Source organism: Paenarthrobacter sp. C1 (assembly GCF_049315185.1).
Taxonomy (GTDB): Bacteria; Actinomycetota; Actinomycetes; order Actinomycetales; family Micrococcaceae; genus Arthrobacter; species Arthrobacter nicotinovorans.
On sequence record NZ_CP186052.1, the window covers coordinates 734,365 to 759,570 of the forward strand.

The 25,206-nt window shown below is 64.3% G+C and carries 26 protein-coding genes, 1 tRNA gene and 1 riboswitch; of the genes, 13 read left to right on the forward strand and 14 right to left on the reverse strand.

Annotated features, from left to right (window positions below; genetic code table 11):
* The first annotated feature begins 530 nt into the window (after window positions 1–530).
* Window positions 531–851 (forward strand): tyrosine-type recombinase/integrase, encoded by a 321-nt coding sequence (locus tag ACNAOU_RS03620; RefSeq protein ID WP_422758036.1) that lies wholly within the window; start codon window positions 531–533, stop codon window positions 849–851.
* A 61-nt stretch (window positions 852–912) separates the two neighbouring features.
* Here ACNAOU_RS03620 and ACNAOU_RS03625 read toward each other — a convergent pair.
* Window positions 913–1,002, reverse strand: a tRNA-Ser gene (locus ACNAOU_RS03625).
* Window positions 1,003–1,139: 137 nt separating this feature from the next.
* On the opposite strand from ACNAOU_RS03625, the gene ACNAOU_RS03630 reads away from it, so the two are divergent.
* From ACNAOU_RS03630 to ACNAOU_RS03645, 4 genes are read left to right on the forward strand one after another with little or no spacing between them, the layout of a single operon-like run.
* Window positions 1,140–2,141 (forward strand): zinc-dependent alcohol dehydrogenase, encoded by a 1,002-nt coding sequence (locus tag ACNAOU_RS03630; protein ID WP_422758038.1) that lies wholly within the window; start codon window positions 1,140–1,142, stop codon window positions 2,139–2,141.
* A 3-nt stretch (window positions 2,142–2,144) separates the two neighbouring features.
* Window positions 2,145–2,543: a 6-pyruvoyl trahydropterin synthase family protein gene (locus ACNAOU_RS03635; RefSeq protein ID WP_018777978.1), complete on the forward strand. Its 399-nt coding sequence runs from the start codon at window positions 2,145–2,147 to the stop codon at window positions 2,541–2,543.
* Window positions 2,544–3,536: a glycosyltransferase family 4 protein gene (locus ACNAOU_RS03640; protein ID WP_422758040.1), complete on the forward strand. Its 993-nt coding sequence runs from the start codon at window positions 2,544–2,546 to the stop codon at window positions 3,534–3,536.
* Between the two features lie 22 nt (window positions 3,537–3,558).
* A complete protein-coding gene (locus tag ACNAOU_RS03645; RefSeq protein WP_422758041.1) occupies window positions 3,559–4,773 on the forward strand; it encodes a DNA glycosylase AlkZ-like family protein in 1,215 nt (404 codons plus the stop codon).
* Here ACNAOU_RS03645 and ACNAOU_RS03650 read toward each other — a convergent pair.
* A complete protein-coding gene (locus ACNAOU_RS03650) occupies window positions 4,706–5,161 on the reverse strand; it encodes a VOC family protein (RefSeq protein WP_422758042.1) in 456 nt (151 codons plus the stop codon). The two genes, ACNAOU_RS03645 and ACNAOU_RS03650, sit on opposite strands and share 68 nt — an antisense overlap.
* 24 nt (window positions 5,162–5,185) lie before the next feature.
* On the reverse strand, window positions 5,186–5,743 hold the full coding sequence (locus tag ACNAOU_RS03655; RefSeq protein WP_413303844.1) for a nucleoside deaminase: 558 nt from the start codon (window positions 5,741–5,743) through the stop codon (window positions 5,186–5,188).
* 22 nt (window positions 5,744–5,765) lie between these two features.
* On the opposite strand from ACNAOU_RS03655, the gene upp reads away from it, so the two are divergent.
* Genes upp through ACNAOU_RS03675 form a run of 4 tightly spaced genes read left to right on the forward strand, consistent with a single transcriptional unit; the run spans window position 5,766 to window position 8,995 of the window.
* Window positions 5,766–6,401 carry a uracil phosphoribosyltransferase gene (gene upp / locus ACNAOU_RS03660; RefSeq protein ID WP_018777973.1) on the forward strand — a complete coding sequence of 212 codons (636 nt, stop codon included), beginning with the start codon at window positions 5,766–5,768 and terminating at the stop codon, window positions 6,399–6,401.
* A 46-nt stretch (window positions 6,402–6,447) separates the two neighbouring features.
* On the forward strand, window positions 6,448–6,825 hold the full coding sequence (locus tag ACNAOU_RS03665; RefSeq protein WP_422758043.1) for a VOC family protein: 378 nt from the start codon (window positions 6,448–6,450) through the stop codon (window positions 6,823–6,825).
* A 45-nt stretch (window positions 6,826–6,870) separates the two neighbouring features.
* The gene (locus tag ACNAOU_RS03670; protein ID WP_064722615.1) at window positions 6,871–7,554 is read left to right on the forward strand and encodes an HAD-IA family hydrolase; all 684 of its coding nucleotides are present in this window, start codon (window positions 6,871–6,873) and stop codon (window positions 7,552–7,554) included.
* A 49-nt stretch (window positions 7,555–7,603) separates the two neighbouring features.
* Window positions 7,604–8,995, forward strand: a complete 1,392-nt coding sequence (locus tag ACNAOU_RS03675) for a pyridoxal phosphate-dependent decarboxylase family protein (RefSeq protein ID WP_026267196.1) — start codon at window positions 7,604–7,606, stop codon at window positions 8,993–8,995.
* Between the two features lie 7 nt (window positions 8,996–9,002).
* Here the strand turns inward: ACNAOU_RS03675 and ACNAOU_RS03680 are convergent, their stop codons facing one another.
* The 4 genes from ACNAOU_RS03680 to ACNAOU_RS03695 all read right to left on the reverse strand — a co-directional run bounded on the left by ACNAOU_RS03680 (window position 9,003) and on the right by ACNAOU_RS03695 (window position 13,631).
* The gene (locus ACNAOU_RS03680; protein WP_193590892.1) at window positions 9,003–10,061 is read right to left on the reverse strand and encodes a glycosyltransferase; all 1,059 of its coding nucleotides are present in this window, start codon (window positions 10,059–10,061) and stop codon (window positions 9,003–9,005) included.
* 172 nt (window positions 10,062–10,233) lie between these two features.
* Window positions 10,234–11,088: a hypothetical protein gene (locus ACNAOU_RS03685; protein ID WP_422758045.1), complete on the reverse strand. Its 855-nt coding sequence runs from the start codon at window positions 11,086–11,088 to the stop codon at window positions 10,234–10,236.
* 5 nt (window positions 11,089–11,093) lie between these two features.
* A riboswitch (cyclic di-AMP (ydaO/yuaA leader) is annotated at window positions 11,094–11,255 on the reverse strand.
* 132 nt (window positions 11,256–11,387) lie between these two features.
* Window positions 11,388–12,887, reverse strand: a complete 1,500-nt coding sequence (locus ACNAOU_RS03690; protein WP_039239705.1) for a sensor histidine kinase — start codon at window positions 12,885–12,887, stop codon at window positions 11,388–11,390.
* A 3-nt stretch (window positions 12,888–12,890) separates the two neighbouring features.
* The gene (locus ACNAOU_RS03695; RefSeq protein ID WP_018777966.1) at window positions 12,891–13,631 is read right to left on the reverse strand and encodes a response regulator transcription factor; all 741 of its coding nucleotides are present in this window, start codon (window positions 13,629–13,631) and stop codon (window positions 12,891–12,893) included.
* 661 nt (window positions 13,632–14,292) lie between these two features.
* Between ACNAOU_RS03695 and ACNAOU_RS03700 the strand changes: the two genes are divergently transcribed.
* Window positions 14,293–15,159: a winged helix-turn-helix domain-containing protein gene (locus tag ACNAOU_RS03700; protein ID WP_018777965.1), complete on the forward strand. Its 867-nt coding sequence runs from the start codon at window positions 14,293–14,295 to the stop codon at window positions 15,157–15,159.
* 103 nt (window positions 15,160–15,262) lie between these two features.
* The gene (locus tag ACNAOU_RS03705) at window positions 15,263–15,787 is read left to right on the forward strand and encodes a SixA phosphatase family protein (RefSeq protein WP_039239709.1); all 525 of its coding nucleotides are present in this window, start codon (window positions 15,263–15,265) and stop codon (window positions 15,785–15,787) included.
* Between the two features lie 6 nt (window positions 15,788–15,793).
* Here the strand turns inward: ACNAOU_RS03705 and ACNAOU_RS03710 are convergent, their stop codons facing one another.
* Entirely contained in the window at window positions 15,794–16,705 is a 912-nt protein-coding gene (locus ACNAOU_RS03710) for a LysR family transcriptional regulator (RefSeq protein ID WP_422758046.1), read from the reverse strand.
* A 72-nt stretch (window positions 16,706–16,777) separates the two neighbouring features.
* Between ACNAOU_RS03710 and ACNAOU_RS03715 the strand changes: the two genes are divergently transcribed.
* A complete protein-coding gene (locus tag ACNAOU_RS03715; protein WP_200942060.1) occupies window positions 16,778–17,689 on the forward strand; it encodes an EamA family transporter in 912 nt (303 codons plus the stop codon).
* Window positions 17,690–17,732: 43 nt separating this feature from the next.
* Here ACNAOU_RS03715 and ACNAOU_RS03720 read toward each other — a convergent pair whose 3' ends face one another.
* From ACNAOU_RS03720 to ACNAOU_RS03740, 5 genes are all read right to left on the reverse strand, one after another.
* Window positions 17,733–18,356 carry a hypothetical protein gene (locus ACNAOU_RS03720; RefSeq protein WP_422758047.1) on the reverse strand — a complete coding sequence of 208 codons (624 nt, stop codon included), beginning with the start codon at window positions 18,354–18,356 and terminating at the stop codon, window positions 17,733–17,735.
* Between the two features lie 141 nt (window positions 18,357–18,497).
* On the reverse strand, window positions 18,498–19,130 hold the full coding sequence (locus tag ACNAOU_RS03725; protein ID WP_039239714.1) for a TetR/AcrR family transcriptional regulator: 633 nt from the start codon (window positions 19,128–19,130) through the stop codon (window positions 18,498–18,500).
* Window positions 19,127–21,163 (reverse strand): YhgE/Pip family protein, encoded by a 2,037-nt coding sequence (locus ACNAOU_RS03730; RefSeq protein WP_422758049.1) that lies wholly within the window; start codon window positions 21,161–21,163, stop codon window positions 19,127–19,129. Before ACNAOU_RS03730 ends, ACNAOU_RS03725 begins: the two co-directional genes overlap by 4 nt.
* On the reverse strand, window positions 21,160–21,942 hold the full coding sequence (locus ACNAOU_RS03735) for an ABC transporter ATP-binding protein (protein WP_275777965.1): 783 nt from the start codon (window positions 21,940–21,942) through the stop codon (window positions 21,160–21,162). Before ACNAOU_RS03735 ends, ACNAOU_RS03730 begins: the two co-directional genes overlap by 4 nt.
* A 70-nt stretch (window positions 21,943–22,012) precedes the next feature.
* Window positions 22,013–23,470, reverse strand: coding sequence for a dihydrolipoyl dehydrogenase family protein (locus ACNAOU_RS03740; protein WP_275777967.1), 1,458 nt, complete (start codon window positions 23,468–23,470; stop codon window positions 22,013–22,015).
* Between the two features lie 109 nt (window positions 23,471–23,579).
* Here ACNAOU_RS03740 and ACNAOU_RS03745 point away from each other — a divergent pair, with 109 nt between their 5' ends.
* Window positions 23,580–24,449: a sulfurtransferase gene (locus tag ACNAOU_RS03745; RefSeq protein ID WP_275777969.1), complete on the forward strand. Its 870-nt coding sequence runs from the start codon at window positions 23,580–23,582 to the stop codon at window positions 24,447–24,449.
* 60 nt (window positions 24,450–24,509) lie between these two features.
* Here the strand turns inward: ACNAOU_RS03745 and ACNAOU_RS03750 are convergent, their stop codons facing one another.
* Window positions 24,510–25,196, reverse strand: coding sequence for an N-acetylmannosamine-6-phosphate 2-epimerase (locus tag ACNAOU_RS03750; RefSeq protein WP_055973202.1), 687 nt, complete (start codon window positions 25,194–25,196; stop codon window positions 24,510–24,512).
* Window positions 25,197–25,206 lie beyond the last annotated feature (10 nt).

Here is a 25,206-nt window from a genome sequence, read left to right on the forward strand (position 1 = left end):
CGGCCACGAATTAGCCAGTTAGGCCCCACGAGAATCGTCTGCCGGGCGGTCCCGTACTATAGGTCTTTCGCCACCGCCCATCGAGCGCGTTCTGTGAGTCGGCAACTAGGAGCACGGTGTTCATGCAACGCTTGTGTTCCGCGCCGGCGGCGTCCAGTCGCAATACTCGATGACGCCGTGAGCGGCGGAAGATTCCTCAGCAACCCGGCCTGGCGTGTGACCCTGCCACGAAAGACCAAGAGGGCGTACTTCTACTTAGCCACGAGCAGGTGCACGCCCCGAGTTCCGCTGGCAATGCCAGACTTTGGCTTTAGTATTGGCCTACAACGGCCTCCGTCGTGGGCCCGTGCTTGAAGGGCAAGCATCTGGACAGGCTCAGCGACGACTGATGACCGAGGACGACCGCCGTTTAGTGGGGTCCGACAAAGAAGTTGGGACGCAGACGAACCATCTTACGTGAAACCGTTCCGTTTCCTAAATTGTTGGAGGACGGCCCAGTCCGCCAGTGCGCCGGGAAAGGCCGATAGGACATGGGCAGCCCGGGGGAGGACGGGCACCATCCACGGCTGGCCCGCGTGCATGAGGACAACATGAGCTGGTTCGCCGGCGCCGTGAAGCGCTCCCGCATTCCCAGGATCACCCCGCACGACCTGCGGCACTCAGCAGCGAGTTTTGCTGTTTCAGCCGGCGCAAACGTGAAGGCGGTGCAAAAGATGCTCGGCCACAGCTCGGCAGCGATGACGCTGGATGTCTACGCGGACCTCTTTGACGGTGACCTGGACTCAGTTTCAGACGCTCTAGATCACGCCGTCTCTCTGGCGAATGTGCCCAAAATGTGCCCACCAGCCTAATTTGGGCAAAGCAAAAGGCCCCGCTTCCCTTGTAAACAAAGGGAAGCAGGGCCTTTCTCATTGGCGGTGACGGTGGGATTTGAACCCACGTTGGCTTTTACACCAAACAACATTTCGAGTGTTGCACCTTCGGCCGCTCGGACACGTCACCAACTGAAATAGGGTACCGGAGTCGGGGCCGGTTCCCCAAAACGGGCCCGCGGGAAGCCGTCGGCAGAACCACCCCAAGCCCCGCAAAACAGCGCCAACTTCCATCCGAAGCAACCCACCGATAGATTCATAAGCATCATGACTATTCCTCGCGATCAAGTGCACGAAGCCCACGCCTACTGGGTCACCAAGTCAGGCAATGGCGAACTACGCCCGGAGTCCCTGCCGCCGAGGCAAAAGGAAGAAGCCCTGGTCAGGACCCTGTACTCAGGAGTCAGCCGCGGAACCGAGCGCGTGGTCCATGAAGGCCGCGTCCCGGAGCGGGTCGCCGATCTGATGCAGGCTCCGCACCAGGAAGGCGACTTCCCCGGCCCGGTGAAGTACGGGTACCTGAGCGTTGGCACCGTCGAAGAGGGCCCGGAGGAATGGCGGGGAAAGACTGTCTTCAGCCTCCACCCGCACCAGGACTTTTACATCGTTCCCACCAGCCAGCTCACGGCTATCCCCGCGGACGTCCCGGCCCGCCGCGCCGTACTGACCGGCATCGTCGAGGTTGCCATCAATGCCCTCTGGGAAGCCGGACCGAGGCTGGGAGACCGGGTCGCCGTCGTCGGTGGTGGCTTGGTGGGTGGCGTCCTGGCGACGCTCCTGCGGAAGTATCCGCTAGGCCGTCTGCAATTGGTGGATGCCGACCCGGAGAAGCGCAACCTCGCCGAAAAGCTCAGCATCGAATTCGCCGAGCCTGAGGACGCAGCCAACGATAACGACATCGTCTTCCACTGCTCCGCCTCCAATGACGGCCTGAAGCTGAGCCTGCAACTGGCGGGTGATGATTCGGACGTCATCGAGCTTTCCTGGTTCGCGGACAAGGAAGTGACGCTCCCGCTCGGCGAGGACTTCCACGCTCGCAGGCTGAACATCCGCTCCAGCCAGGTGGGCGCCGTCGCTCTCCCCAGGAGGCACCGGCGCACCAACGCCCAGCGGCTTCAGGAAGCGGTCAACCAGCTCAAGGATCCGCTGTTCGATACGTTCCTCAGCAGCGAATGCCAGTTCCAGAACCTGCCCACCACACTTGTTAAGTTGTTCGAACGGCCCGGCGGTTTCTGCCATGTGGTCGCGTACCCAAACCCGGAGGATTAGTACATGTTCAGCCTGACCGTCCGACGCCACTTCATGATCGCCCACAGCCTTCCCCGCGAAGCGTTCGGCCCCGCGCAGGGCCTCCACGGGGCCACATTCGTTGCCGAAGTCAGCTTCCGCCGCCAGAACCTCAACGACGACGCAATCGTCCTGGACATCGGCGCAGCAGGCGGCATTCTCGAGGAAATCCTTGAAGACCTGAACTACAAGAACCTGGACGAACACCCCGCGTTCAAGGGCAAACTTTCCACCACCGAGGCGCTCGCAAAGCACATCGCAGACGCCATGGCCACCCGGATCCAGGACACCGAAGACGGGCCCGCGCTCGCCGGCATCGATGTCGTCCTCCGCGAGAACCCCGACGCCTGGGCCGGCTACTCGCTGGAGCTTCCGGCCAAGTAAGTGCACATCCGCTTCCTGGTTCCGGGGAACGTCAGGCACGGCTCCGGCGGCAACAAATACAACGCCAAACTCGCCGAGCACCTGACGGCCCTCGGCGCCTCGGTTGAGACGGTAACCGTCGACGGCGACTGGCCGGTTGGCAGCCCGGCGGACCGGCAGCGGTTCGCGCAAGCGCTCGACGGCGGCACCACCGTGATTGCCGACGGCTTGGTAGCGAGTGGGGCTCCGGAGGAGATCGCCGGCGCGGTCAAGGCCGGAACCAAGGTCTGGATCCTCTCGCACATGGCATTGGCGGAGCACGGTGACCTTGAGTCGAAGGCGTTGGCGGCCGCGATCGGGATTATCTGCCCGAGCGTCCACTCCGCCGCTGAATTGCAGGCTAAACACGGCTCCCTGGACATAGCGGTGGCCACCCCCGGCGCCGAACCAGCAGACCTCAGCGCGGGTTCACAGCCCAAGCACATCGTTGCTGTCGCGGCGTTGCTGCCCAACAAGGACCAAGCACACTTGGTAGAGGCCCTGAGCCAGATAAAGGACCTGCCCTGGACCGCAGCGCTCATCGGTTCGGAGGAAGCTGACCCGGCGTACGCGGCCGAGGTGAGGGCCGCCGTCGAACATCACGCGCTGCAAAACCGCATCCGTGTCACCGGCGAGCTGACCGGCACCTCACTCGAAGAGCAGTGGCACCAAGCCGACCTCAGCGTCCTGCTTTCGCACTCCGAGTCCTTTGGGATGGTGGTGACCGAATCGTTGGCACATGGCGTCCCGGTCCTTGTCCGGCAAGGGACAGGTGCAGTGGAGGCGCTGGGCGGTACCGGGGCGGGCGCCGCGTGGGATCCCCGGGAAGCTCTCGCGGACACTCTCCGGGGCTGGCTGACGGACGTCGAAATCCAAGGGTCCTGGCATGAAAACGCCATCCTGGCCCGCGACAACCTCTCGGGCTGGGACAACACTGCTGCGATTGTTTTGAAAGCCGTGACAGCTTCGCCCTGATAACCGGGTGCAGAATGGGGCCATGACCAGCATCGCGCCTGCCGCAGACACCCTGACCCCTGAACGGCTCCGGGCCTGGGCCTGGCACAAGCAGGGCCTGGACGGTTCGCTCCAAGGCAAAACCTCAGAGGAAGTCTTGGACCACGCCGGTTGGGCCCGATCCGTAGGCGGCGCCAACCCGTACCTGACGCTGTTCGCCAGGGCAGGAACCAGTCGCGAACAAGCTGACAAGGACGTCAGGGCGCTCAGAATCCACGAACTCCCGACCGCCCGCGGATGCACGTATGTCCTGGGCCAAAGTGACTACCCGTGGGCTCTCCAGATCGGCCGCGACGCCGCGATTGCCCCGTTCAAGGTGCTGGCACGGCTCGGCGTGGAACGTGGCGAGATCACCCTCCTGGAGGGCGAAGTGGAACACGTCCTCAAAGAGTCCAGTGAGCCAATGGACCCCAAACAACTCAGGGACGTGCTGGGCGATTCGGTCCGCAGCCTGGGCGAGGAAGGCAAGAAGAAGGGCGCCTCCACCACGCTGCCCACCGCCCTTGGACTCCTGCAGGCGGAAGGCCGCATCCGTCGCGTCCCGGTCAACGGCCGCCTGGACCAACAGCGCTACGCCTACACGAATTGGGGCCTGCCGCCCAGCGATATGGACGACGACGGCGCCCGCCGCCTGCTGCTGGAACGGTACTTGCGCTGGACCGGGGGAGCGACGTTCAAGCAGACACAGTGGTTCACTGCCTTTACGGTGGCCCAGAGCAAGGCAGCGCTCGCCTCCATTGGTGCCATGGAGGTGACCACGGCCCGTGGAGACGTGCTCTGGATGCTGCCTTCCGACGTCGAGCGTTTGGCGGACTTCGAAGAGCAGGGTGACGAACAAATCCAGCTGTTGGCAGGCACAGACTCATTGGTCCTCCACAGGCGCAATTCGGGGGACATGTTCGCTGATGGGGACAAGGGAAAGAAGGTCCTGGACACCACTCTGGCACTTCAGGCCGACCTGCCGGACCACCCCATCCTGGATCGCGGGCGGATCATCGGACTATGGCAATACGATCCCGGTAAGGAACGGATCGCGGCGTGGACTTTTGACGCTCCCACTGCAGCTGTGAGCCAACGGATCGCCGAGGTGGAGGCCTGGATCCGCGATGAACTCGGCGATTTCCGTTCGTTCAGCCTGGACTCCCCGGCATCACGTCAGGTGCGGATCGACGCGTTGGACGCGGCGGCAGGGCGGTAGGGCACGACCAGCCCGAACCATACGGCCGGGTGATCGCCTCCAGGAAATGTCCGTCGGGGTCCGCGAAATAGATGCCGCGGCCGCCGTCGTTGTGGTTGATCTGTTGCCCGCGGGAACGTGCAGGGTCGGCCCAGTAGGGCACGTGTTCTGCGGTGATCCTGAGGAAGATCTGGTCGAACTCTTCTTCACTGACCAGGAAGGCGTAGTGCTGCGGTGTGATGTCCCCGTCCGCGCCCAGGAAATCCAGTGTCACGCCGTTCTCGAAGGACACCGTGACGAAGGACCACATGGGCTTCGGTGCCGGGAGCCCGAAGATCCGGGCAAGGAACTCTGCGGATCGCTGCTTGTCCGTGGCGTAGACGATGGTGTGATTGAACGAAACTGTCATGGCTTGCTCCCGTGAAGGAAGGGATCAGGATGGGCGGTGCTCTACAGCGTGATCCGCCGGAGCGTGTCCTGCCGGAGCGCGATGCGAGGCGAAGAAGTCCTTGAGGAGCGCTGAACACTCGCCTTCCCGGACCCCGGCGTAGACCTCCACCCAGTGATTGAGGCGGCGCTCGCGGAGGATATCGAACACGGATCCTGCCGCTCCTGCTTTCTCGTCCCACGCGCCGAAAACGACGCGGGGAATACGGGCCAGGACAATGGCCCCGGCACACATGGCGCACGGCTCCAGGGTGACCACCAGGGTGCAGTCCTCGAGCCGCCAACCGTCGCCGCCTTCGCCCAATTCAAGCGCGTGCCGTTGCAGCGCGGCGGCCGCCTGGCGGATCGCCACCACCTCGGCATGGGCGGTCGGGTCACCGTGCGCCTCCCGTTCGTTACGTCCGGAACCCAGCACGCCGCCGTCGGGCCCCAGCACCACGGCGCCGATCGGGACGTCGTCGGTTTTCAACGCCAACCGGGCTTCGTCCAGGGCAAGGCCCATCCAGGCCAGGTGTTCTGCGTGATACGGCTCGGTGGCGCTCATGTCTCAATGATAGTTTTGGGGGATGCGCACACTCGTCGTGGACCACCCGCTGGTCGCTCACAAGCTCACCGTTCTGCGGGACAAGAACACCCCTTCACCGGTCTTCCGGCAACTCACCGAAGAACTGGTCACCTTGCTGGCTTATGAAGCCACCCGCGAGGTCAAGGTCCAGCCAGTAGAGATCGAGACCCCCGTCACCAAGACCATCGGCACGGCTTTCACCAAGCCCACGCCGCTGGTGGTCCCCATCCTGCGCGCAGGGCTGGGCATGCTGGAGGGCATGACCAAGCTGGTTCCCACGGCCGAGGTCGGCTTCCTGGGCATGGCCCGCGACGAAGAGACGCTGGACATTATCACCTACGCCGAGCGCCTCCCCGAGGACCTTACCGGCCGGCAGATCTTCGTCCTGGATCCCATGCTCGCCACCGGCGGCACCCTTCGCGAGGCCATCAAATTCCTCTTCAAGCGCGGCGCCTCCGACGTAACCTGCATCTGCCTCCTCGCAGCCCCCGAAGGCCTGTCCAAGCTGGAAGAAGAGCTGTCTGACGCCAACGTGAAGATCGTCCTGGCCTCGATCGACGAGAAACTCAACGAAAAGTCCTACATCGTGCCCGGCCTGGGCGACGCTGGCGACCGCCTCTACGGCGTGGCTGGCTGACTCACACCCCTACCGGTTTCCCGGCGGCCCCGTTAGCCTGTGGCGCATGGACTGGAAACTTGAACTGGTATTTGTCCCTGTGTCCGACGTCGACCGCGCGAAGGACTTCTACGTCAACAAGGTCGGTTTCAACGCCGACTTTGACGAGCGTCCCATGGACGGCATCCGCTTCGTGCAACTTACCCCGCCGGGTTCGGCCTGCTCCATCGCTATCGGCGAGGGCTTGTCAGATGCTCCTCCAGGTACCGCCCCTAACCTGCAGGTGGTGGTGAGCGACATCAACAAAGCCCACGATCAGCTCAAGGCAAACGGCGTGGACGTCAGCGATGTCGACATCCAGGACTTGGGCCACTTTGTGTACTTCGCCGACCCCGACGGAAACAAGTGGGCCCTCCAGTACTTGCCGCAGCGGCCGAACGGCTAAGTCACACAGCAGCACCGCGTCCCGCGGGTGCGGCAGGATGGAACCATGAGCCATCCTGCCGAGCCTGCCTCCCCGCCGGTGCTGAATGCACGCGCCGTCCTTTTCGACATGGACGGCACCCTGGTCGATTCCACGGCCATCGTGGAACAGGTGTGGCTGGAGTTCGCCCAACGCTATGGCCTGGACTTCGACGAGATCCTCCGCACGTCCCACGGCGTCCAGGCAGGCGATACTGTGCGCCGCTATGCTCCCGCGGGTTCCGACATGGAGGCGCTGACTGCCGAGCTCGGTGAAATGGAGCGGTCCCGGACGGACGGAGTGATCGCGCTGCCCGGCGCCGAAGCGCTCTTGGCTGGCCTGCCGGATGAGGCCATTGCGTTGGTTACCTCCGCAGACCGCATCCTGGCAGAAATCCGCATGCAGGCCGCCGGGCTCCCCATGCCGTCCACCACCGTCACCGCAGAGTCCGTCACCCGGGGCAAGCCGCATCCGGAGGGGTACCTCAAAGCCGCCGCGCTGCTGGGAGCCGAGCCGGCCGACGTCGTGGTTTTCGAAGACGCACCGGCAGGTATCGCGGCTGCGCGGGCCGCGGGGATGCGGACTGTTGTGGTGGGCGACGCCGGCAGCGGCCTTGAGCCTGGCATGTGGCGGATCCCGGACTACTCAGCCGTGACGGTCACCGTCGTGAAGGATGACGACGGCGGCCACCTCCTGACGCTGACCCTCTAGCTTTCAATTCGTACTGTTCCAGCCCGTTAACCGGGCGTAGGCTGTGCGCATGTCTGCGATGCCGGAGGCTTACGGTGCTGCATTGGAACGGGCCATGGTCCATGCCGGTGCTTGGCTCACGTCAGTGCCTACCCGCCCTGTCCGTCCTTCGTCCGACGCCGACCAGGTGGCTAAAAGCATCCTGCCGCGGCTGCCTGATGAGGCCACCGATGCCGCCGAGGTAGTGGATGAACTCGCCGCTTTGGCTGAACCCGGCCTCATGGCCATCCAGTCCGGCCGGTTCTTCGGATGGGTCATGGGCGGGACCCTGCCCGCAGCCATGGCCGCCGATTGGCTCGTATCGGCATGGGACCAGAACACCGGACTCCGCTTCGCCACACCGGCGGCGGCCGCCATCGAGGAATCCGCGGCTGCCTGGCTGCTGGACCTTCTCCACCTTCCGGCAACGTCCGACGTCGGATTCACTACCGGTGCCACCACCGCCAACTTCGTGGGCCTGGCAGCGGGACGACAGTTTTTGATGGATGAGGCAGGCTGGGACCTGGAATCGTTGGGACTCAACGGCGGGCCGCGCATCACCACTTTTGCCGGCAGGGAGCGCCACGCCGCCGTGGACCTGGCGCTGCGGTATCTGGGTTTGGGAGCATGCGTCCCAGTTGAAGCGGACCGGCAGGGAAGGATCATTCCCGAAGCTTTGGCTGCGGCCATGGATGAGCAGCCCGGACCGTCGCTGGTCTGCCTGCAGGCGGGCAACCTGCACTCAGGCGCTTTCGACCCGATGGAAGAAGCCATCGCGGTGGCCCACGACCGCGGAGCGTGGGTCCATGTTGATGGTGCTTTTGGTTTGTGGGCAGCCGTCAGCCCCACCCTGAGGCCGAGGCTGGCCGGCGTCGAGGAGGCAGATTCCTGGGCCACGGATGCCCACAAAACCCTGAACGTTCCCTATGACTGCGGATTGGCGATCGTCTCGCGGCCGGAATCCCTCCGCCGCGCGTTCAGTGTCCACACCAGCTACCTGATCGCCACGGAAACAGGCCTGGGGGATCCGTTGGAGAAGGTTCCTGAGATGTCCCGGCGCGCACGCGGCATCCCGGTGTGGGCTGCGTTGCGGCAGCTGGGCCGCTCCGGTGTGATCGCCATGGTGGACAGGCTCGCAGCGAACGCACGGGCGTTGGCGGAAGGCCTGGCCGCTATCCCTGGGGTTGAGATCCTCAATGACGTGGTGTTCACCCAGGTGTCCGTGAGCTTCGGCAGCGATAACCGGACCCACAGGATCACGCAGCGGCTCATGGCCGAGGGGGCGGTGTGGATGTCTGGATCTTCCTGGCGCGGCCGGGAAATCCTCAGGATCTCGGTGAGCAACTGGACCACGGACGCCGGGGACGTTGCAGCGTCCATCGCAGCCGTCCGTGGCGCGGTTGAGGCGGAACCTGAAGAATAGACGCCCGTTACTGTGCCCTGGCCTGCGGCAGCTCAATGCTGTGGGGACGGTGGGCGGACTTCTGCCCGCGCAGGACGACGCGTAACCCTGCGGCCACCCGGGCGGCCGATCCCGTCAGAACCAGCGCGGTCAAGGCGCCCGGCAATAAACCGAGGGGATTGGACGTCAGCAGGACCACAACGACGAAGACCGCAGCCCACCCCAGGGCGCGAAGTACTCTGCCGGGAATACCGCTTCCCGTTTCCGCCACCGCACCGAGCTCCCTCCTAAGCTCACGGACGGGGACCCGTCCCCGGGCGAGGTCGCGCATCAACCGCGCCATGCCGCGCAGATCGGCAAAGGCTGTCCGTACGACGTCGACGCTTGAGTTGGGATCGTCAGTCCAGTCCACGGGGACCTCGTGGACGCGCAAACCGCAGAGCTCGGCGTCGATCATGAGTTCAGTGTCAAAGAACCAGCGGTCGTCTTTGATGTAGGGGAGGAGCTTGCGTGCGGCGTCGGCCCGGATGGCTTTGAAAGCGCACTGGGCATCGGAGACGTGGGCGCCCATGAGGGTCCGCAGCAGGGCGTTGTAGCTGCGGGAAATGATCTGCCGCTGCGGGCTCAGGTTCGTGTGCGAGGCCGGTGACAGCCGGGTGCCGACAGCGACATCCGAGTGCCCGGAGAGCAGCGGGGCCAGCAAGGGTGCCAAGGCGGAAAGGTCGGCCGGCAGCTCGGCTTCCATGTAGGCCAGAATGGGCGACGGCGAGTTTTGCCAGACCTGGCGGAGCGCGTTCCCACGGCCTCTGTCCTGGAAACGGACGACGAGAAGTTCGGGCAGTTCCCGGGCCAGACGCTCGGCTATCCGAAGCGTACCGTCCGTACTGGCGTTGTCGGCAACAGTGATCCGGAACGCGTGCGGCAGTGACTCCATGAGGTGGCTGTGCAACCGGCGGAGGTTCGCCTCTAGCCGCGCTTCCTCGTCGCAGACGGGCACGGTGAGGTCCAGGACAGGAACCCGGGCGGGGACGCCCACGCCCGGGTCCTGCGGGTGGTGGACTACGGTCCCTGGATCCGTGATGGTCATGGATCCAGAATGAAGGATCAGATTATGAACGCTTTAGGCGGAAGCTGTGACACTACTGTGAGCCCCGGCAAGCACCTGTGAAAACGAAAGAAGCCGCCCCGGTTCCCGCCATCCGCTCCAGTAAGAACTGAGGCAAACGGCGGAAGCCGGGGCGGCAATCAAACAGCTTGGCTTAGTACCAGTTGTTGGCCAGGTGGAAGGCCAGTGCAGCTGACGGGGATCCGTAGCGTTCCTTGATGTAGTTCAGGCCCCACTTGATCTGGGTCTGGTAGTTGGTCTGCCAGTCAGCGCCGGCAGAAGCCATCTTGCCGGCCGGAAGGGACTGGACAATGCCGTAGGCGCCGCTGGAGGCGTTGGTGGCAGTGGTCTTCCAGTTGGATTCCTTCTCCCACAGCGTGTTCAGTGCCGTCATTTCGGCGGCGCTCCAGCCGTAGCTGCCCAGAATGCTGGCGGCGTAGGCCTTGGCAGCAGCGGGGTCATCCACAGCCTTGGGAGCAGCTGCGGCGGCTGCGGCTTCTGCGGCGGCGGCAGCAGCGGCGTCGGCTGCCTGCTTGGCGGCTGCGTCAGCGGCGGCCTTTTCGGCGGCAGCCTTTTCTGCGGCGGCCTGGTCGGCTGCTGCTTGTGCGGCGGCGGCCTGATCGGCAGCGGCTTTGTCGGCGGCAGCCTTGTCAGCGGCAGCCTTTTCGGCGGCGGCTTTGTCAGCTGCGGCCTTGTCGGCGGCAGCCTTCTCAGCTGCGGCCTTCTTGGCTGCTGCGTCAGCGGCGGCCTTGTTGTTGCTGGCCTCGGCGGCGGTCCGGGCTTCGGCCACGCGGCTTGCCTCAGGGAGAGTAAGAGCTGCGTTGGCGGCGGTTCCGAGCGATGCAACGCCCAGTGCAGCGGCGATAACGCCGGCTACTACGGACATGCGTGCACCGGACTTGCCGTCACGGGCTGCCTTCTTGAGGACTGACTGCGACTTGGTCGACGGGTTGTCGTTATGGTCGCGGTGACGCGCGGAAGGGCGCGTCTGATCGTTAAATTCAGACATGTGTGATTACCTCTCAGCGCCTGCGGAGTTAGCTGTCGGGTTCGGATGAGGTCATCCGGCCGCGCATCACGCTGCGGCTTCACCCCAAGGGCAGGCAATAAATGCCTGGGCCCGGAGACTCTGGGTCCCCCGTCTCTGCCTCGGAGAAAGTACGGACTCCGGGAAGTGGCAGAGCTCGGCGCATCCCGGATGCGGGCCAGTTGGGGCGACCCACCCTTTCGACGGTACAGGAGGTTTCTGCAGAAGTCACATTTAGGTAACAGAGATCACGACGACGGTGAGTCGCCTTGCCGGGATCGTTACAGTTGTCCGCCGCTCACGGTTGGAAGCCTCACGGCGAACTCCGTACGACCCGGACGGGAGGTCACTTCGACGCTTCCACCATGCGCTTCAACTATGGATTCCACGATCGACAGGCCCAGCCCCGACGTCCCTTCCGACCCTGACCGCGCTGCGTCGGCCCGGGCAAAGCGGGAGAAGATCCGGCCTTGGAAATCGTCCGGAATGCCGGGCCCGTTGTCCGTCACGGTCACCACTGCACTGCCGTCGGCCGAGAGCATCACGCCGGTGACAACCGTAGTTCCGGGATCTGTGTGCTTCCTGGCGTTCGAGAGCAGATTGGCCAGCACCTGGTGGAGCTGCGTGGCATCGCCGCGGACGGTGATGGGTTCATCGGGCAACGAGAGCTGCCAAATGTGGTCCGGGGCCATGACCTTCTCGTCGCTCACTGTCTCAACCACAAGCTGGGTCAGGTCCACATCGGTGACCTTGACCGGTTGGCCTTCATCCAGCCGTGCAAGCAACAGGAGGTCCTCGACCAGCGTGGTCATGCGCTCGGACTGGCTTTGGACCCTGGCCAGCGACTTCCTGCCGTCGTCCGTGAAGTTTTCGGTCATCCGCAGCAACTCGGTGTAGCCGCGGATGGCGGTTAGCGGGGTACGCAGTTCATGGGAGGCGTCGGCGACGAACTGCCGCACCTTGGTTTCGCTTTCCTGGCGGGCCTCCAGTGCGCTGGATACGTTGTTCAGCATTTGGTTCAGGGCGTAGCCGACGCTCCCTACTTCAGTGCCGGGATGGGAAGCCGACGCCGGGACCCGCACCGCAAGTGCCACCTCGCCGGCGTCGAGAGGGAGGCGTGAAACCTTGGTGGCGACTTCGGAGAGCTGCTCAAGCGGCCGCATGGTTCGCCGGATAATCACCGTGCCAACCAGGCCGATCACCACCAGACCGCCCAGCGATACCAGCACCATGGTCCAGACCAGGGACGCCTCGGCGGTCTGCTTGTCCGCCAGCGGCAGACCCGTCACGATCACGTCGTCGTAGTTTGTTGTCACGGCCACCAGGCGGTAGTCGCCGTTGGACAGGGAACGGTCCACAGGGCGGCTGTCCCGGGGGAGTGTCAGAAGTACCTGCTCGTCAGCGTCCGAAAGGGAGACCCTCTTGCCCTGGGCGTCGATCAGGCCTGAACTCCGAACAGTTGATCCGTCGATCCGGGCGTTCAGCGTCCCGGCGGCCTGGCCGCGGGCCTCCAGCGGATCCGGCCTCCCGGACGGTGCGTTCGGAAAGCTCGACGGCGGCCTGCCGAACTCGTTCGCGCGGCTGGAGGCCTGTTGAAGCTGCTGGTCCAGTTGCTTGTTGAACACCGCGTCCATGGAGGCGTAGCTGACGATTCCGACGGCGCTGCAGATTGCTACCAGCAAGGCCATGGCTACCAGCACCAGGCGGGTGCGCAAATGCCAGGTGGAGGGATTGAGCCAGCTGCGCCGGGAGCTCCTGGCAACTCCTGAAAGGGTGCCCAATGCCTAGTCCGCGGGTTTGATGACGTAGCCGGCACCACGGATGGTGTGGATCATGGGTGGGTGGTTCGCCTCGATCTTCTTGCGGAGATACGAAATGTAGAGCTCCACGATGTTGGCCTGGCCGCCAAAGTCGTAGTCCCAGACGCGGTCCAGGATCTGGGCCTTGCTGACGACGCGCTTGGGATTTTCCATGAGGTAGCGCAGGAGTTCGAACTGCGTGGCGGTGAGGGTGATGTCTTCACCGGCCCTTGTTACCTCCCGGGTGTCCACGTTCAAGGTCAGGTCTCCCACCACCAGTTCGGCGGTGTCCATGGCAGCGACGCCGGAACGCTGGACCAGCCGGTGGAGGCGGAGGAGGACTTCTTCCATGCTGAAAGGTTTGGTGACGTAGTCATCGCCGCCGGCCGCCAGGCCCACAATGCGGTCCTGCACGGCGTCCTTGGCGGTGAGGAACAGCGCGGGAACTTCAGGGGCGAAGGCGCGGATGCGGTTGAGGACCTCCACGCCGTCGAATCCGGGCAACATGACATCGAGCACCAGCACGTCGGGCCGGAATTCTTTGGCAAGCTTCACCGCCCCGGGACCGTCAGCGGCCACAGCTACGGACCAGCCGGCCATGCGGAGGCCCATGCTCATGAGTTCGGCAAGGCTGGGTTCGTCGTCCACCACCAGTGCACGGATGGGGGACCCGTCAGGATGGGTGAGCTGGGGAAGGTTGTTGGTCATGGAGTGCGAGGAGGCCATGGGACAACTCTCTGTTCTGCTGGTTTGCCAGCGCTTTGCCGGTCCTGTGAAGACGCTGTGAAGTCAACACTAGCGAGGTGGGACCCGGCCCGGGGTGGCACTTGGTCCTGAAACGGGGGACGATTTCGCCGTCTCTACCAGATTCCGGACAAAAAATTCGAGAAGTTGCCGGCCGACGATTGGACAACAAGTGTTTCAGAACGTGAGATTCCGAATCAGCTGCGATCGCGAACACGAGAGTGCGAATCATGCCCGATCAGCCGAAGAAAATTCACTGGAAGGCTAATATTTCTTCCTCGCAACGAATGAAATGGCGTTCATTTTAGGGGTCCACGGAATTGTGATTTGCAGCACAATAGACCTCTACGTCTCAAAATGTGGACGGTTCGGCGCTTTGTTACTTGCGTGTTGCCATTGTTACGTTGCACACTTCCAATGTGAACAAGAACTCAACAGCACCTGCAGCCGCAGCAACCTGGTCCAGCACACCCGCTGGCCATGATGACCGCTGTTGTCGAATGCAAGCCTAACTTTCCACCCCAAGAAGTTTCAGGCATTCGCCCCCTAGCCCAGCGTTGGGCGCCCCTCCCCAAACTCATTGCGGGGACATTCAGCATTCGAAGCCGCGATGACGGCTATTCACTTTTGAGGTAAGCACTCCATGTCAGTTGCATCTGGATACGTCCACATCTCCGTCCGTAACGCCAACAAGGCCGCGTCGAACGCAGGGCTCCGCCCCGGTTTCGGCAACCGCCCCGGCTACGCCCCCGCCCAGCAAGGCGCCGGCCAGCAGGCTCCCGGGTACGTGCCGCAGGGCTACAACCCCAACTCCTACGGCCAGTTGCGTGCAGTACCTGCCGCCGAGCCGGCACCCATGACTGCGCCCACCCCGGTGATCGCCCAGTCGGACAGGCTGCGCCCCGTCGCCAACGACAACGTAGCCCGCGGTTTCGTGCTCTACATGGGTATTGACGAAGAGACCGCAGCTGCGGCTGGAACCTCCATTGCCAAGTTGGCCCAGGAAATCCGTGCCTACGCGCAGTCCTTGGTGACAGGCGCCGAGAGCTACGCGGCCGTGGCCGTCGCTCCCGCCGGGGCACCCGGGTCCGCGCTCGACGTCGTGCGTTCCACCTTCGGCGACCCCACCGTAGCCTCCCGCCAGCGTGCGGAAGCGGCACGTCCGGCTCCGCAGCAGGAAGCCCGCCCCTCAGGCGTGCTGATCGATCTTGCCCGTCGCGAAGTGCACCTGGATGGCGAGTCGTTGAACCTGACGTTCAAGGAGTTCGAGCTTCTCAACTACCTCGTCGAAAACGGCACCCGCACCGTGGGCCGCGACGAGCTGCTGGAAGGCCTGTGGCGCAACGCCGAAGAGGTGCCGAACGAGCGCACCATCGACGTCCACATCCGCCGCCTCCGCTCCAAGCTGGGCCGCCTGGCGAACACCGTGCGTACCGTCCGTGGACAGGGTTACCGCTTCTACGAGCACCCCGAGGTCATCGTCTGGGCCGCTCCGGAATACTCGATCTAATCTTTTGACTGCGAAAGCGTCCGCCCTCCAGGGCGGGCGCTTTCGCGTTGTCCGGCCAGTGAGAATTGGCCTCCACGGTCAAGGGGACGGATAGGGTTGATCTATGAGTGACCACCACATCAAGCGGCTTGTGATCATGCGCCATGCCAAGGCCGACTGGCCCACGGGTGTGCCGGATCATGAGCGTCCACTGGAGGAACGCGGACACCGCGAGGCGCCGCTGGCCGGCAAGTGGTTGCTCGAAAACGGTGTTGTTCCGGACTTCATCCTCTGCTCCTCAGCCCTGAGGACGCGCCAGACCTGTACCTGGGTGTGCGACGAGCTCGGCGAGAAGGCGCCCACGCCCAAACTTGAGGACGGCCTGTATTCCGCCTCGGCCAACCGCATGCTGACGGTCATCAACCACGTGCCGGACACGGTGACAACGCTCATGGTTATCTCGCACATGCCGGGGGTGCAGGATCTTGCCATGCACCTGGCCTCCCGGGATTCGGATCACGACGCCTACATGGATGCCGCCACCCGCTACCCAACCAGCGCGTTGACGGTCATGGAAACGGAAAAGTCCTGGGCTGAGCTCGACGGGCAGGATGCGCGGCTGACGCACTTCACGGTGCCCCGCCACTAGCTGCTGCTATGCGGTCAACTCGTCCGCGGCCACTTCACGCAGCAAGCGGACAACGTGCCGGATGTTGGGGCTGGCAGTCATGGTCTTCCTGTACACGATTCCCACGGATCGCTGCTGGGCAGGCCTGACCACGGGAATGGCCACCACGCCGGGCGGCAGGGTAGGCCTGCCCAGGCGGGGGACCAGCGCAATCGCCACCCCCTGTTCGACCATGGCGATGTGGGTAGAGAAATCGGGATCGTAAACGCGAATGTCCGGGACGCGGCCCAGTCCGGCGAAGATCTGCAAAAGAGCCTCATTGCAGATGGCTCCTGCCGGGGTGCTGATCCACGTCTCGTCCAGCAGGTCCTCACGCTCGACGGCGGTACGCGCCGCAAGCGGGTGCGTGCTGTTGACCAGGACATCGGCCTGGTCGACACACAGGTCCTCGTGCACGACGTTATCCGGTATCACCAGCGGAACGGAGTTCCAGTTGTGGACCACCGCCAGTTCGGCTTCGCCTGACGCCACGCGCTGCACAGCTTCGCGCGGATCCTCCGCCAGGACGGTGATGTCCAGCGCGGAATGTGCGGCTGCCATTCGTCCGAGGACCGGTCCCACCAGACCCCGGCAGGCTGTGGAGAAAGCCACCAGCCGCAGCAGCCCTGACGGTTTGGCGGGATCGGCCAGGAGGGTTGCCTGGAGTTCCTCAAGTTCGCCCATGATCCGCCGGCCGTACCCTGCCAGCGCCAGCCCCCGCTCAGTCAGCAGCACTCCACGGCCGTTCCGCTCCAGGACGGCCACGCCTGTCTGCTTCTCCAATTTCTTGATCTGCTGGGAGACCGCTGAGGGGCTGTAGCCCATGACGTCCGAGGCGGCCACTACGGAACCGTGCTGTTCCACGGCGACCAATGCGCGCAAAGCCGAGATATCGATCATGAAGCAAATCTACTTGGTTTGTTGCTGAATTCAACGCTGGTGCTTCAAGGAAAAGGGCGTCAGAGTGTACTTGTGAACCTTCGCCACTCCTTCCTTGCCGTGCTTGTCGCCGTCCTCTGGGGCATCAACTTCGTCGCAATCGACCTCGGACTCCACACGAACGGCCGGGACGTCCCGCCGCTGCTCTTCGTGGCCATGCGCTTCCTCCTGGTGGTCTTTCCTTTCATCTTCTTCATCCGGAAACCGGACGTCGGCTGGAAGGCGATTATCGGCGTCGGACTCTTCATGAGTGCCGGGCAGTTCGGTCTGCTGTACCTCGGCATGGCGCTGGGGATGCCTGCAGGCCTGGCGTCCCTGGTACTGCAGGCGCAGGTGCTGTTTACGGTGCTGCTCGCCGCGCGTTTCCTTGGCGAAAAGCCAAGCCGGAGGCAACTGGTCGGCGTGGCGCTCGGTATCGCAGGCTTGGCCGTCGTGGCGCTGGGACGCAGTGCCGTGGCGCCCGTGCTGCCGCTCATGATTGTGCTCGCGGCGGCATTGTCCTGGGCCGTGGGAAACGTGGTGGCGCGTCATTCCAAAGCTGCATCGGGCCTGGGGCTGGTGGTGTGGTCCGGCGCTGTGGTGCCGCTGCCGTTGGCGGGGTTGTCGCTGCTGGTGGACGGGCCCGGGGTCGTGTGGGGCACGCTCACGGATCTGCAGCCGGCCACCGTCCTGAGCGCGGTCTACACGGCGGTGTTTGCCTCGTTGGTGGGTTACGGCATCTGGAACCGGCTGTTGTCGCTGTACCCGAGCTCCGACGTCGTGCCTTTTACGCTGCTGGTTCCGGTGGTGGGCATGACGGCTGCGTGGCTGGTCCTGAACGAAATTCCCACGCCCGCCGAAGTCATGGGTGGCCTGATCCTGCTGCTCGGCGTTGCGACGGCGGTGCTGGGAATCCCAAGGAAACGCCCGGACGTTCCCGTTGCGGGGCCCGCTCTGCGCGTCTAAACCTGGCGTAAGCGCGTAGAGCGGGCCTCGCAACGCAGGGGCGTTAGCGTTTTGGCGCTGCCTTGCGTTGGTTTGGAGCGTTCGACGCCGGCCGCTTGGCTGCCGTGGTCGGCGTCCGGGATGGTGCGGGGCGCTTAGGGGCAGCCGGCTTTGCAGTGCCCGCGGGGCGTTGGGCCGGCACAACCGGACGCTTGGACTGCGTCGCCTGGCGGGAAGTTGGCGTGCGCGCTGCCGGCCGTTTCCTTGCCGCAGGGACGGGCCGTTTCGCGGGAGCTGCAGCCCGCGAACCAAACGAAGGCACCACGGCTCCGAGGAACATGACGGCCAGTGTTCCCACCCCGGCGGCCACCGCTAAGTAGAAATAGATGTCAGAGTCCTTGGTGCTCACCGCACTGCCCAAAGCGTTGGCATCCTGGGTGAACGCAATGCCCCACATCCGCAGGAAGGCGATGCTGCAGCCGATGAACAGGCTCGTTCCGATGGCGCCGAGCAGGATCACAAAGTACCGCCGCCGGTTGAAGACCTGGACCAGGGACGCCAGATAGCAAAGCAGTACGCTGCCCAGGAACAGGTACAGCACCAATTCCTCGAGCACGACGGCTGCCATGACCAAGAGTCCCAGGGACACAAAGGCAGACACCACCGCAAGCTTCCCGCTGTTCCCCATGTGACGCATGAGGTTAATCATCGCCGACCATGTGGCCGCGCCACGCCGTCGTACATTGCAGTTGCATACCGTTGCGGGGCCCGCTGAGCAGGCTATGAGCGCGTTATGCCACGCAGACCGGGCCTCACAACGTGCTTGAAGCTACTTGATCACGTAGCCGTGCATGATGGTCATCACTGCGGCCACGCTTTGCTCGCGGGTCCGCTCCGGGTTGTACGTTTGCCGGTCCAGGCCCACCACGAAGATGGCCCCGAAGATGGCTGCTTCCAGGCTGCCCCGGACAATGCTTTGGTCAACCTTGTAGCCGGCGGCGACGCGCTCAACTGCGGAACCGATCACGTCCAGCAGCTCTGCGCGGAGTTCGGTGAACACAGCGCTCCACTCGCCGGGTGTCCGCCAGTTTTCGCTGACCCACAGCCGGGCGAAGGACGGGTAGTCGTCCATGAATTCCATGGCCTGTGCCACCATGTTCTTCATGGATTCCAGCGGATCACTGCTTTGCCCCTGGACGTCCTGGAGCCTGACCAGCATGATGTCCACGCCGTGCCGCAGGAGCTGCGCGATCAGGTCCGACTTGCTGCCGAAGTTGTAATACACAGTCCCCTTGGACACTCCTGCGGCGGCCGCGATCTCGTCAACCGTCACTCCCGCTGCACCACGTTCGCCAATCAGCTCCATGGACGCTTCGAACAGGCGCTGCTTGGTGGCGTTGGTGCGACCCGGGCGCAGTTTCTTTCCGGTATCGCCGGAATCGGATGGCTGGGTGGTGCTCATACTGCGATCTCCGGCTTCAGGGTCTTCAGGGTCCACATTTTGTGCTTGCGGACTGCCAGCGTGGACAGCGCCGCTCCGAGCAAAGTGTATCCAAGCAGGCCCAGAACCGTCGGCCAGATCATGCTGAGTTCACCGCCATAGATCAGGTGCCGCATGCCAGTGACGACGTAACCCATGGGCAGGACCTCATGCACCACATGAAGCGGCATGGGGGTGGTCTGCCAGGGGAAGGTACCACCGGAGGAGACCAGCTGCAGGACCAGCAGGATCAGCACAACGAACTTGCCGGGCGTACCCATCAGCGCCACGATGCCCTGGATGATGGCACTGAACGCCATCACCGCGGCCAGCATGAACAGCCACATCCCGATCGGATGGGCCGGATTCAAGCCAAGTCCGAGGTCCACCACCAGGGTGAGGATGGTGGCCTGCAGCACCGAGACCACGAAGAACGGCAGCCAGCCTCCGACGGCGATTTTCCAGGCGGGGGCGTTCGACGCCAGGGCCCGCTGGGTGATGGGCCGCATGGCCTGGACCAGCATGAAGACACCGATCCACAGGGCCAAGGTCAGGAAGAAGGGCGCCAATCCAGCGCCGTAGGAACCTGCCTTCGCCTGGGAGACGTTGTTCACCGAAACGGGGTCGGCGATGACCTTGGAGACGTTGCTCTTTTGTTCATCGTTCGGGTTGGGGATCTCACCCGCACCCTTGGCGAGCTCCGTGGCCAGCGTGTGCGAGCCATCGGAAGCGGTCACTGCACCACTGGCAAGTTGTCCCGCGCCGTCGTCCAGTTGGCGGGCGCCGTCGTCGAGCTTTACTGCGCCGTCCAAAGCGGTCTGCTGGCCGGCGGCCAGGGTTGCTGCGCCGGAATTCAGCTGCCCGGCACCAGCCGCAGCCTGCGAGATGGCATCGGTCAGCGTCGGCGTGGCGCCGGCAAGCTTCTGGGCGCCTGCGCTCACTGCTGCCGAACCGTCCGAGAGCTGCTGGATCTTGGCCGCATCACCGGAGATCTTCGCCTTGGCATCGGTGACCGGGCTGGATGCTGCGGCGGCATCGAAATCTGCCAGGACCTTATCGGCCTGCTCCTGTGTCAGCACGCCCGCCGTGACGAGCCGTGCGTTCGACTCCACGACGCGGTTGCGCAGGCCCTTGTCGGCGGCGTCCAACTGTCCGACGACCTCCTGGACCTTGGCGTTCAGCTCCGCATTTCCAGCGGCCACCTGGGCTGCACCGTCCGCGAGTTTCTGCGAATCGGCAGGCAAAGTGGCGGTTTTGTTCTTCAATTCCGTGAGGCCGGAACTCAGCTGGCCGGCACCCGTGTTCAGTTGCACGGCGCCATCCCGCAGCTGGGTTTGGCCGGACACGAGCTGATCCGCGCCGGTGACCAGCTGGCCGGTGCCCGTGTGGAGGGTCGCGGCGCCGTCGCTGAGTTTTCCGACGCCCGTGGCCAGCTCGGACGCGCCGTCGGCTGCCTTCACGATCGACGCGTGAATGGTGCCGAAACCGGTGAGGAGCTGGTTGGCCGTTTCCTCGCCTACTTCCTTGGCCACCGTCGAGTGCACGGCAGCGGTGAGTTTGTCCACGATGGTGCTCAGGAGGTAGTTGTTGGCGTCGTTGGTGGTGACGTGCAGCATGGCCTGGTTTGCGGCGTCGAAGCTGCCGGGCGAGACCAGGTTTGCTGAGAAATCCTTGGGGATCCGCAATGCGAAGGCGTATTCGCCCGTCCGGACGCCGGCGTCTGCTTCTTCCGCGCTGGAGACCTGCTTCCAGTTGAAGACATGGCCTTCTTCCAGGCTGTCGGCCACCTTCTTGCCGGCCTGCAGCTCGGTGCCGTCCTTCGACGTCGCTCCGGTATCTTCGACCACCAAGGCAGCGTCGATCTGGTTCAGGTTGCCGTACGGATCCCAGTTCGCGTACAGGTACACGGCGCCGTACAGCAACGGAACCATGGTCAGGGCGAGGATGGTCAGCTTGGGCAGGAGCCCGCCGGTCATGCGCTTGAGTTCGGAGCGGGCAAGCCGCAGAACAGTCACTTTGCAGTCCTTTGGAGGTTTTCGGTTTCAGGTTCTTCGGTCACGTCCGGGGTTGCGCCGGCGGCGTGCTTGGCTTTGGGTTCGACCGCCGGTTCGGCGACGGCGGCCGGCTCGGCCGGTGCCGGCGCGGGCTCCGCTTCCGGTTCAGGGGGATGGGTCACTGAGTTGCCGATCACGGCTGCGGCGCCCGTCCAGTTGTCCGGGAGGGCACCGACGACGGCGACGACGGCAAGCGGCCGCCCGGCGTCGGACGCCAATGCCTGGAGCCGGGGCAACCAGGTCTCAGGATCCGCGCTGTGTCGGTCGGGGGAGTCGATGACCAGGAGGTCCGTGGCAGGGTCTGCCAGGGCGAGGGCCGTCAGCAGTTCAAGGCGTCGGCCGGCGGGAAGTTGTTCGATCCAGAGGCCGGCGATGTCCTCGAAGCTGTTCACTTTGAGCCAGGGTTTGCTCAGCAGCGCACCGCGGTAGCGTCGCGGGATAAGGGAAAGGTCTTCGGTGACGAGGTCGCGGACGCTGAGGTGCTGCTCCGGTTCGTTGACTCCGGGGGAGTCCACCAGGGCGCTGGCAAGCCTGATCTTCTTTGTTTTGGTGGTGTTGTCCCAGCTGAGGACGCCGTTGCTGGGCTTCATGCGGCCGCTCAGGGCCAAAGCGAGGGCGGTCCGCTGGTCCTGGCCTTCCCCTGCAACCAGGAGGAGTTCGCCGCGGTGCACCTGGAGCGAGGTTGCCGGGAGGAGATCGTCCCGGCGGCCGTTGATCTGGAGTTGCTGTACGGACAGCACAATGAAGCCTTTCGCAGAACTGTTGTCTGCTGAAAGTCTAACTGAACTGACTGGTCAGTTCAAATAAGAATCAGAGGCCATACTTTTCCATAAGCCGCAGCCATACCTCGCTGATGGTCGGATACGACGGAACCGCATGCCAGAGCCGGTCAAGCGGCACCTCCCCAACGATGGCGATCGTCGCCGAATGGAGGAGTTCGGCGACGCCGGGACCTGCGAACGTCGCTCCCAGGATCACCTTCCTGTCCTCATCCACCACAATCTGGGCCCACCCCTTGTAGTCCGGGGAGTACAGCTGTGAGCCGCTAACGTTGATGGGAAGTTCAACCCCCGTAACGTTCCTGCCCTGCAGGAGTGCCTGCTCAAGGCCCTGGCCCACGGACGCAACCTCGGGGTCGGTGAAGACGACGCTGGGCACCGCGTGATCATTGGCGGTATGCGCCCAGGGGCTCCAAGGCTGCGGACTGCCTTTCAGTTCGCCCTTGGCCCGGGCCACGATGGCGTCCCCCGTTGCCCTCGCTTCGTATTTGCCTTGGTGTGTCAGGAGCACCTTTCCGGCAGCGTCTCCGGCGGCATAGAGCCACGGTGCGTTGCTTTCGCCGCCGGATGGGCCCTCGACGAGCCCGCTGGCATCCGTCGTGAGCCGGAGCGGTTTGCCGTCCCCGGCTTCAAGGCCCACGCTTTCCAAGCCCAGGTTGGCCAGGGCGGGATGCCGTCCTGAGGCGACCAGCAGCTGGTCGGCAACGAGTGTCTTGCCGTCGAGCACCACGGTGATGGAACCGTCGTCGTTCTTCTCCACCTTGTGGACGTCGCTATGGAGGTGGACCGCGACGCCATCGGCGCGAAGGCCGGCCAGGACCAGGTTCGCTGCTTCCTCCGCATAGCTGCTCAGCAGCCGCCCGCGCGCCACCAGCGTGACATTGGAACCCAAGCGGGCGAATGCCTGGGCCAGTTCGACGCCGGCCACGCCACCGCCGAGGACGACGAACCGCTTCGGAACTTCCTTGGCTGCTGTGGCCTCCCTGGTGGTCCAGAAAGGTACGTCCTGCAGGCCTTCGATGCCCGGGACGGTGGGCTTCGAGCCGGTGGCGAGCACTACGGCGTGGTGTGCCTTGAGGGCGTAGCTGTTGCCGTCAAGCCCATCCACGTGAACCTCGCGGTGGCCGGTTATCCGGCCGCGCCCGCGAATCAGGTCAATGCCGGCGCTGTCCAGCCATTCAACCTGGCTGCCATCCTGCCAATTGTTGGTGAACCAGTCCCGGTGCTTCAAAGCTGCGTTGGCATCAATTGTCCCGGTAACGGCCTCCGTCGCACCCGGAATTCCCTGGGCGGCATGGAGGACGCTGCCGGGGCGGAGAAGTGCCTTGGAGGGGATGCAGGCCCAGTACGAGCATTCGCCGCCAACCAATTCGCTTTCAATGATCACTGCCGAGAGGTCGCCCCGAACCACCCGGTCCGCCACATTTTCCCCAACGGCGCCTGCGCCGATCACTATTACGTCGTATTCGCGGGAGCTCTCGGCAGTCATGGGGAAAGCCTACAACCGCTCCGCTGGCGTTGTGAGGGCAGGAGCTTTGCATTGTCCATATATTGATATCCATATCTCAAAATATGGATTGATTGATTAGGCTGCCGACATGAACGAACACCTGAGGCCGTTTGTTGATTGGAAGTGGTGTGCGGGGCGCCTTGAGGGCATCGTCCTGGCGGACGCCCGATGGTATCTCGACGGCTCGTCCGGGCGGGACGAGTACCTGCGCGGCCATCTCCCCGGCGCGGTGTTCATCGATCTGGACCGCTGGCTATCCGGTCCGGCGTCCCCTGAGGCCGGGCGGAACCCGCTGCCCGATCCCGAAGTGTTCGCCGAGGGGATGCGGGCCGCCGGTATCAATGACGCGGACACAGTAGTTGCCTACGACGACGCCGGTGGAGTCATCGCGGCCAGGCTCGTGTGGATGCTCAGGTCGACGGGACACAAGGCAGCGGTCCTGCAGGGAGGGATGGACTCCCATCCAGGCCGGCTCACCAATGAAACCGCGCCAAGGCCGCGAGGGAACTTCACGGCCCGGGCATGGCCGGCGGGCTATCTCGCCGATATCTCGGACGCTGCTTCCGGGAGGTACGTGACGTTGGATGCCAGGAACCGTGACCGTTTCGAGGGCAAACAGGACCCCATCGATCCTCGTCCGGGCCACATACCCGGAGCCGTCAACGTTCCCTGCCGCGGCAACCTCGACCCTTCCGGGCAGATGCTGCCCGAACTCCGGATCCGTACAAACTTCGAACGGGCAGGCATAAAGTCCGCAGACAACACCATTTCCTACTGCGGCTCCGGGGTGACTGCCTGCCACAACCTGCTGATGATGGAGCACCTGGGAATGGGCCGCGGCAAGCTGTTTGTCGGCGGGTGGTCCCAGTACGGACAGGCGCTGGACAGGCCGGTGGAGACGTCCTGGGGACAGGTTCGTGGAGATTCTGCTGGATCATCGCCGTCCCGAGCGGGGTAACCCACGCCATGTGGGGCCCACGCAGGGTGGGTACACGGAATGATCCAGCAGAAAATGCAGCTACGCGTGCATCGCACCCTTGAACCAGCCCGTGATGCTGGCCGGGTGGGTGATGGCGGTCCCGACAACCACGGCGAAGGCGCCGGCGTCGAGGGCTTGGCGGGCCTGGGCGGGGGTGTGGATGCGGCCCTCGGCTATCAAGGGCTTTCCCAAGCCGGCAGAAGCGATCCGTTCCAGGAGCTCCAGGTCCGGCCCGTCGGTCTTGGGGCGCTCGCCGGTGTAGCCGGCCAAGGTGGTCCCGATCAGGTCCGCGCCCGCCTCAACGGCGGCGACGGCGTCGTCGAACGAACCGCAATCAGCCATGACCAAAGCATGGGATTCCGCATGGATTCCGGCAACGGTCCCGGCGAGGGAAAGCCCATCCGGTCGGGAACGCCGTGTCCCGTCAATGGCGACAACGTGTGCACCGGCATTGGCCACAGCGAGGGCGTGCCGCAGTGTGGGAGTGATGAAGACACCGTCGTGTCCGTCCTTCCACAGGCCTATGACAGGGACCTCGACGGCGGTGCGCGTGAACTGCACGTCGGCCAACCCCTGGACACGGATCGCCGCAGCCCCGCCGATCACGGCCGAGGCGGCCACCTGCCCGGTGGTCCGGGGATCGCGCATGGGCTCACCCGGGTAGGCCTGGCAGGAGACGATCAGTTGGGCACGGAGGCCTTCGAGGCCTGCTGGAGTGAGGATCAAGATGTCTTCC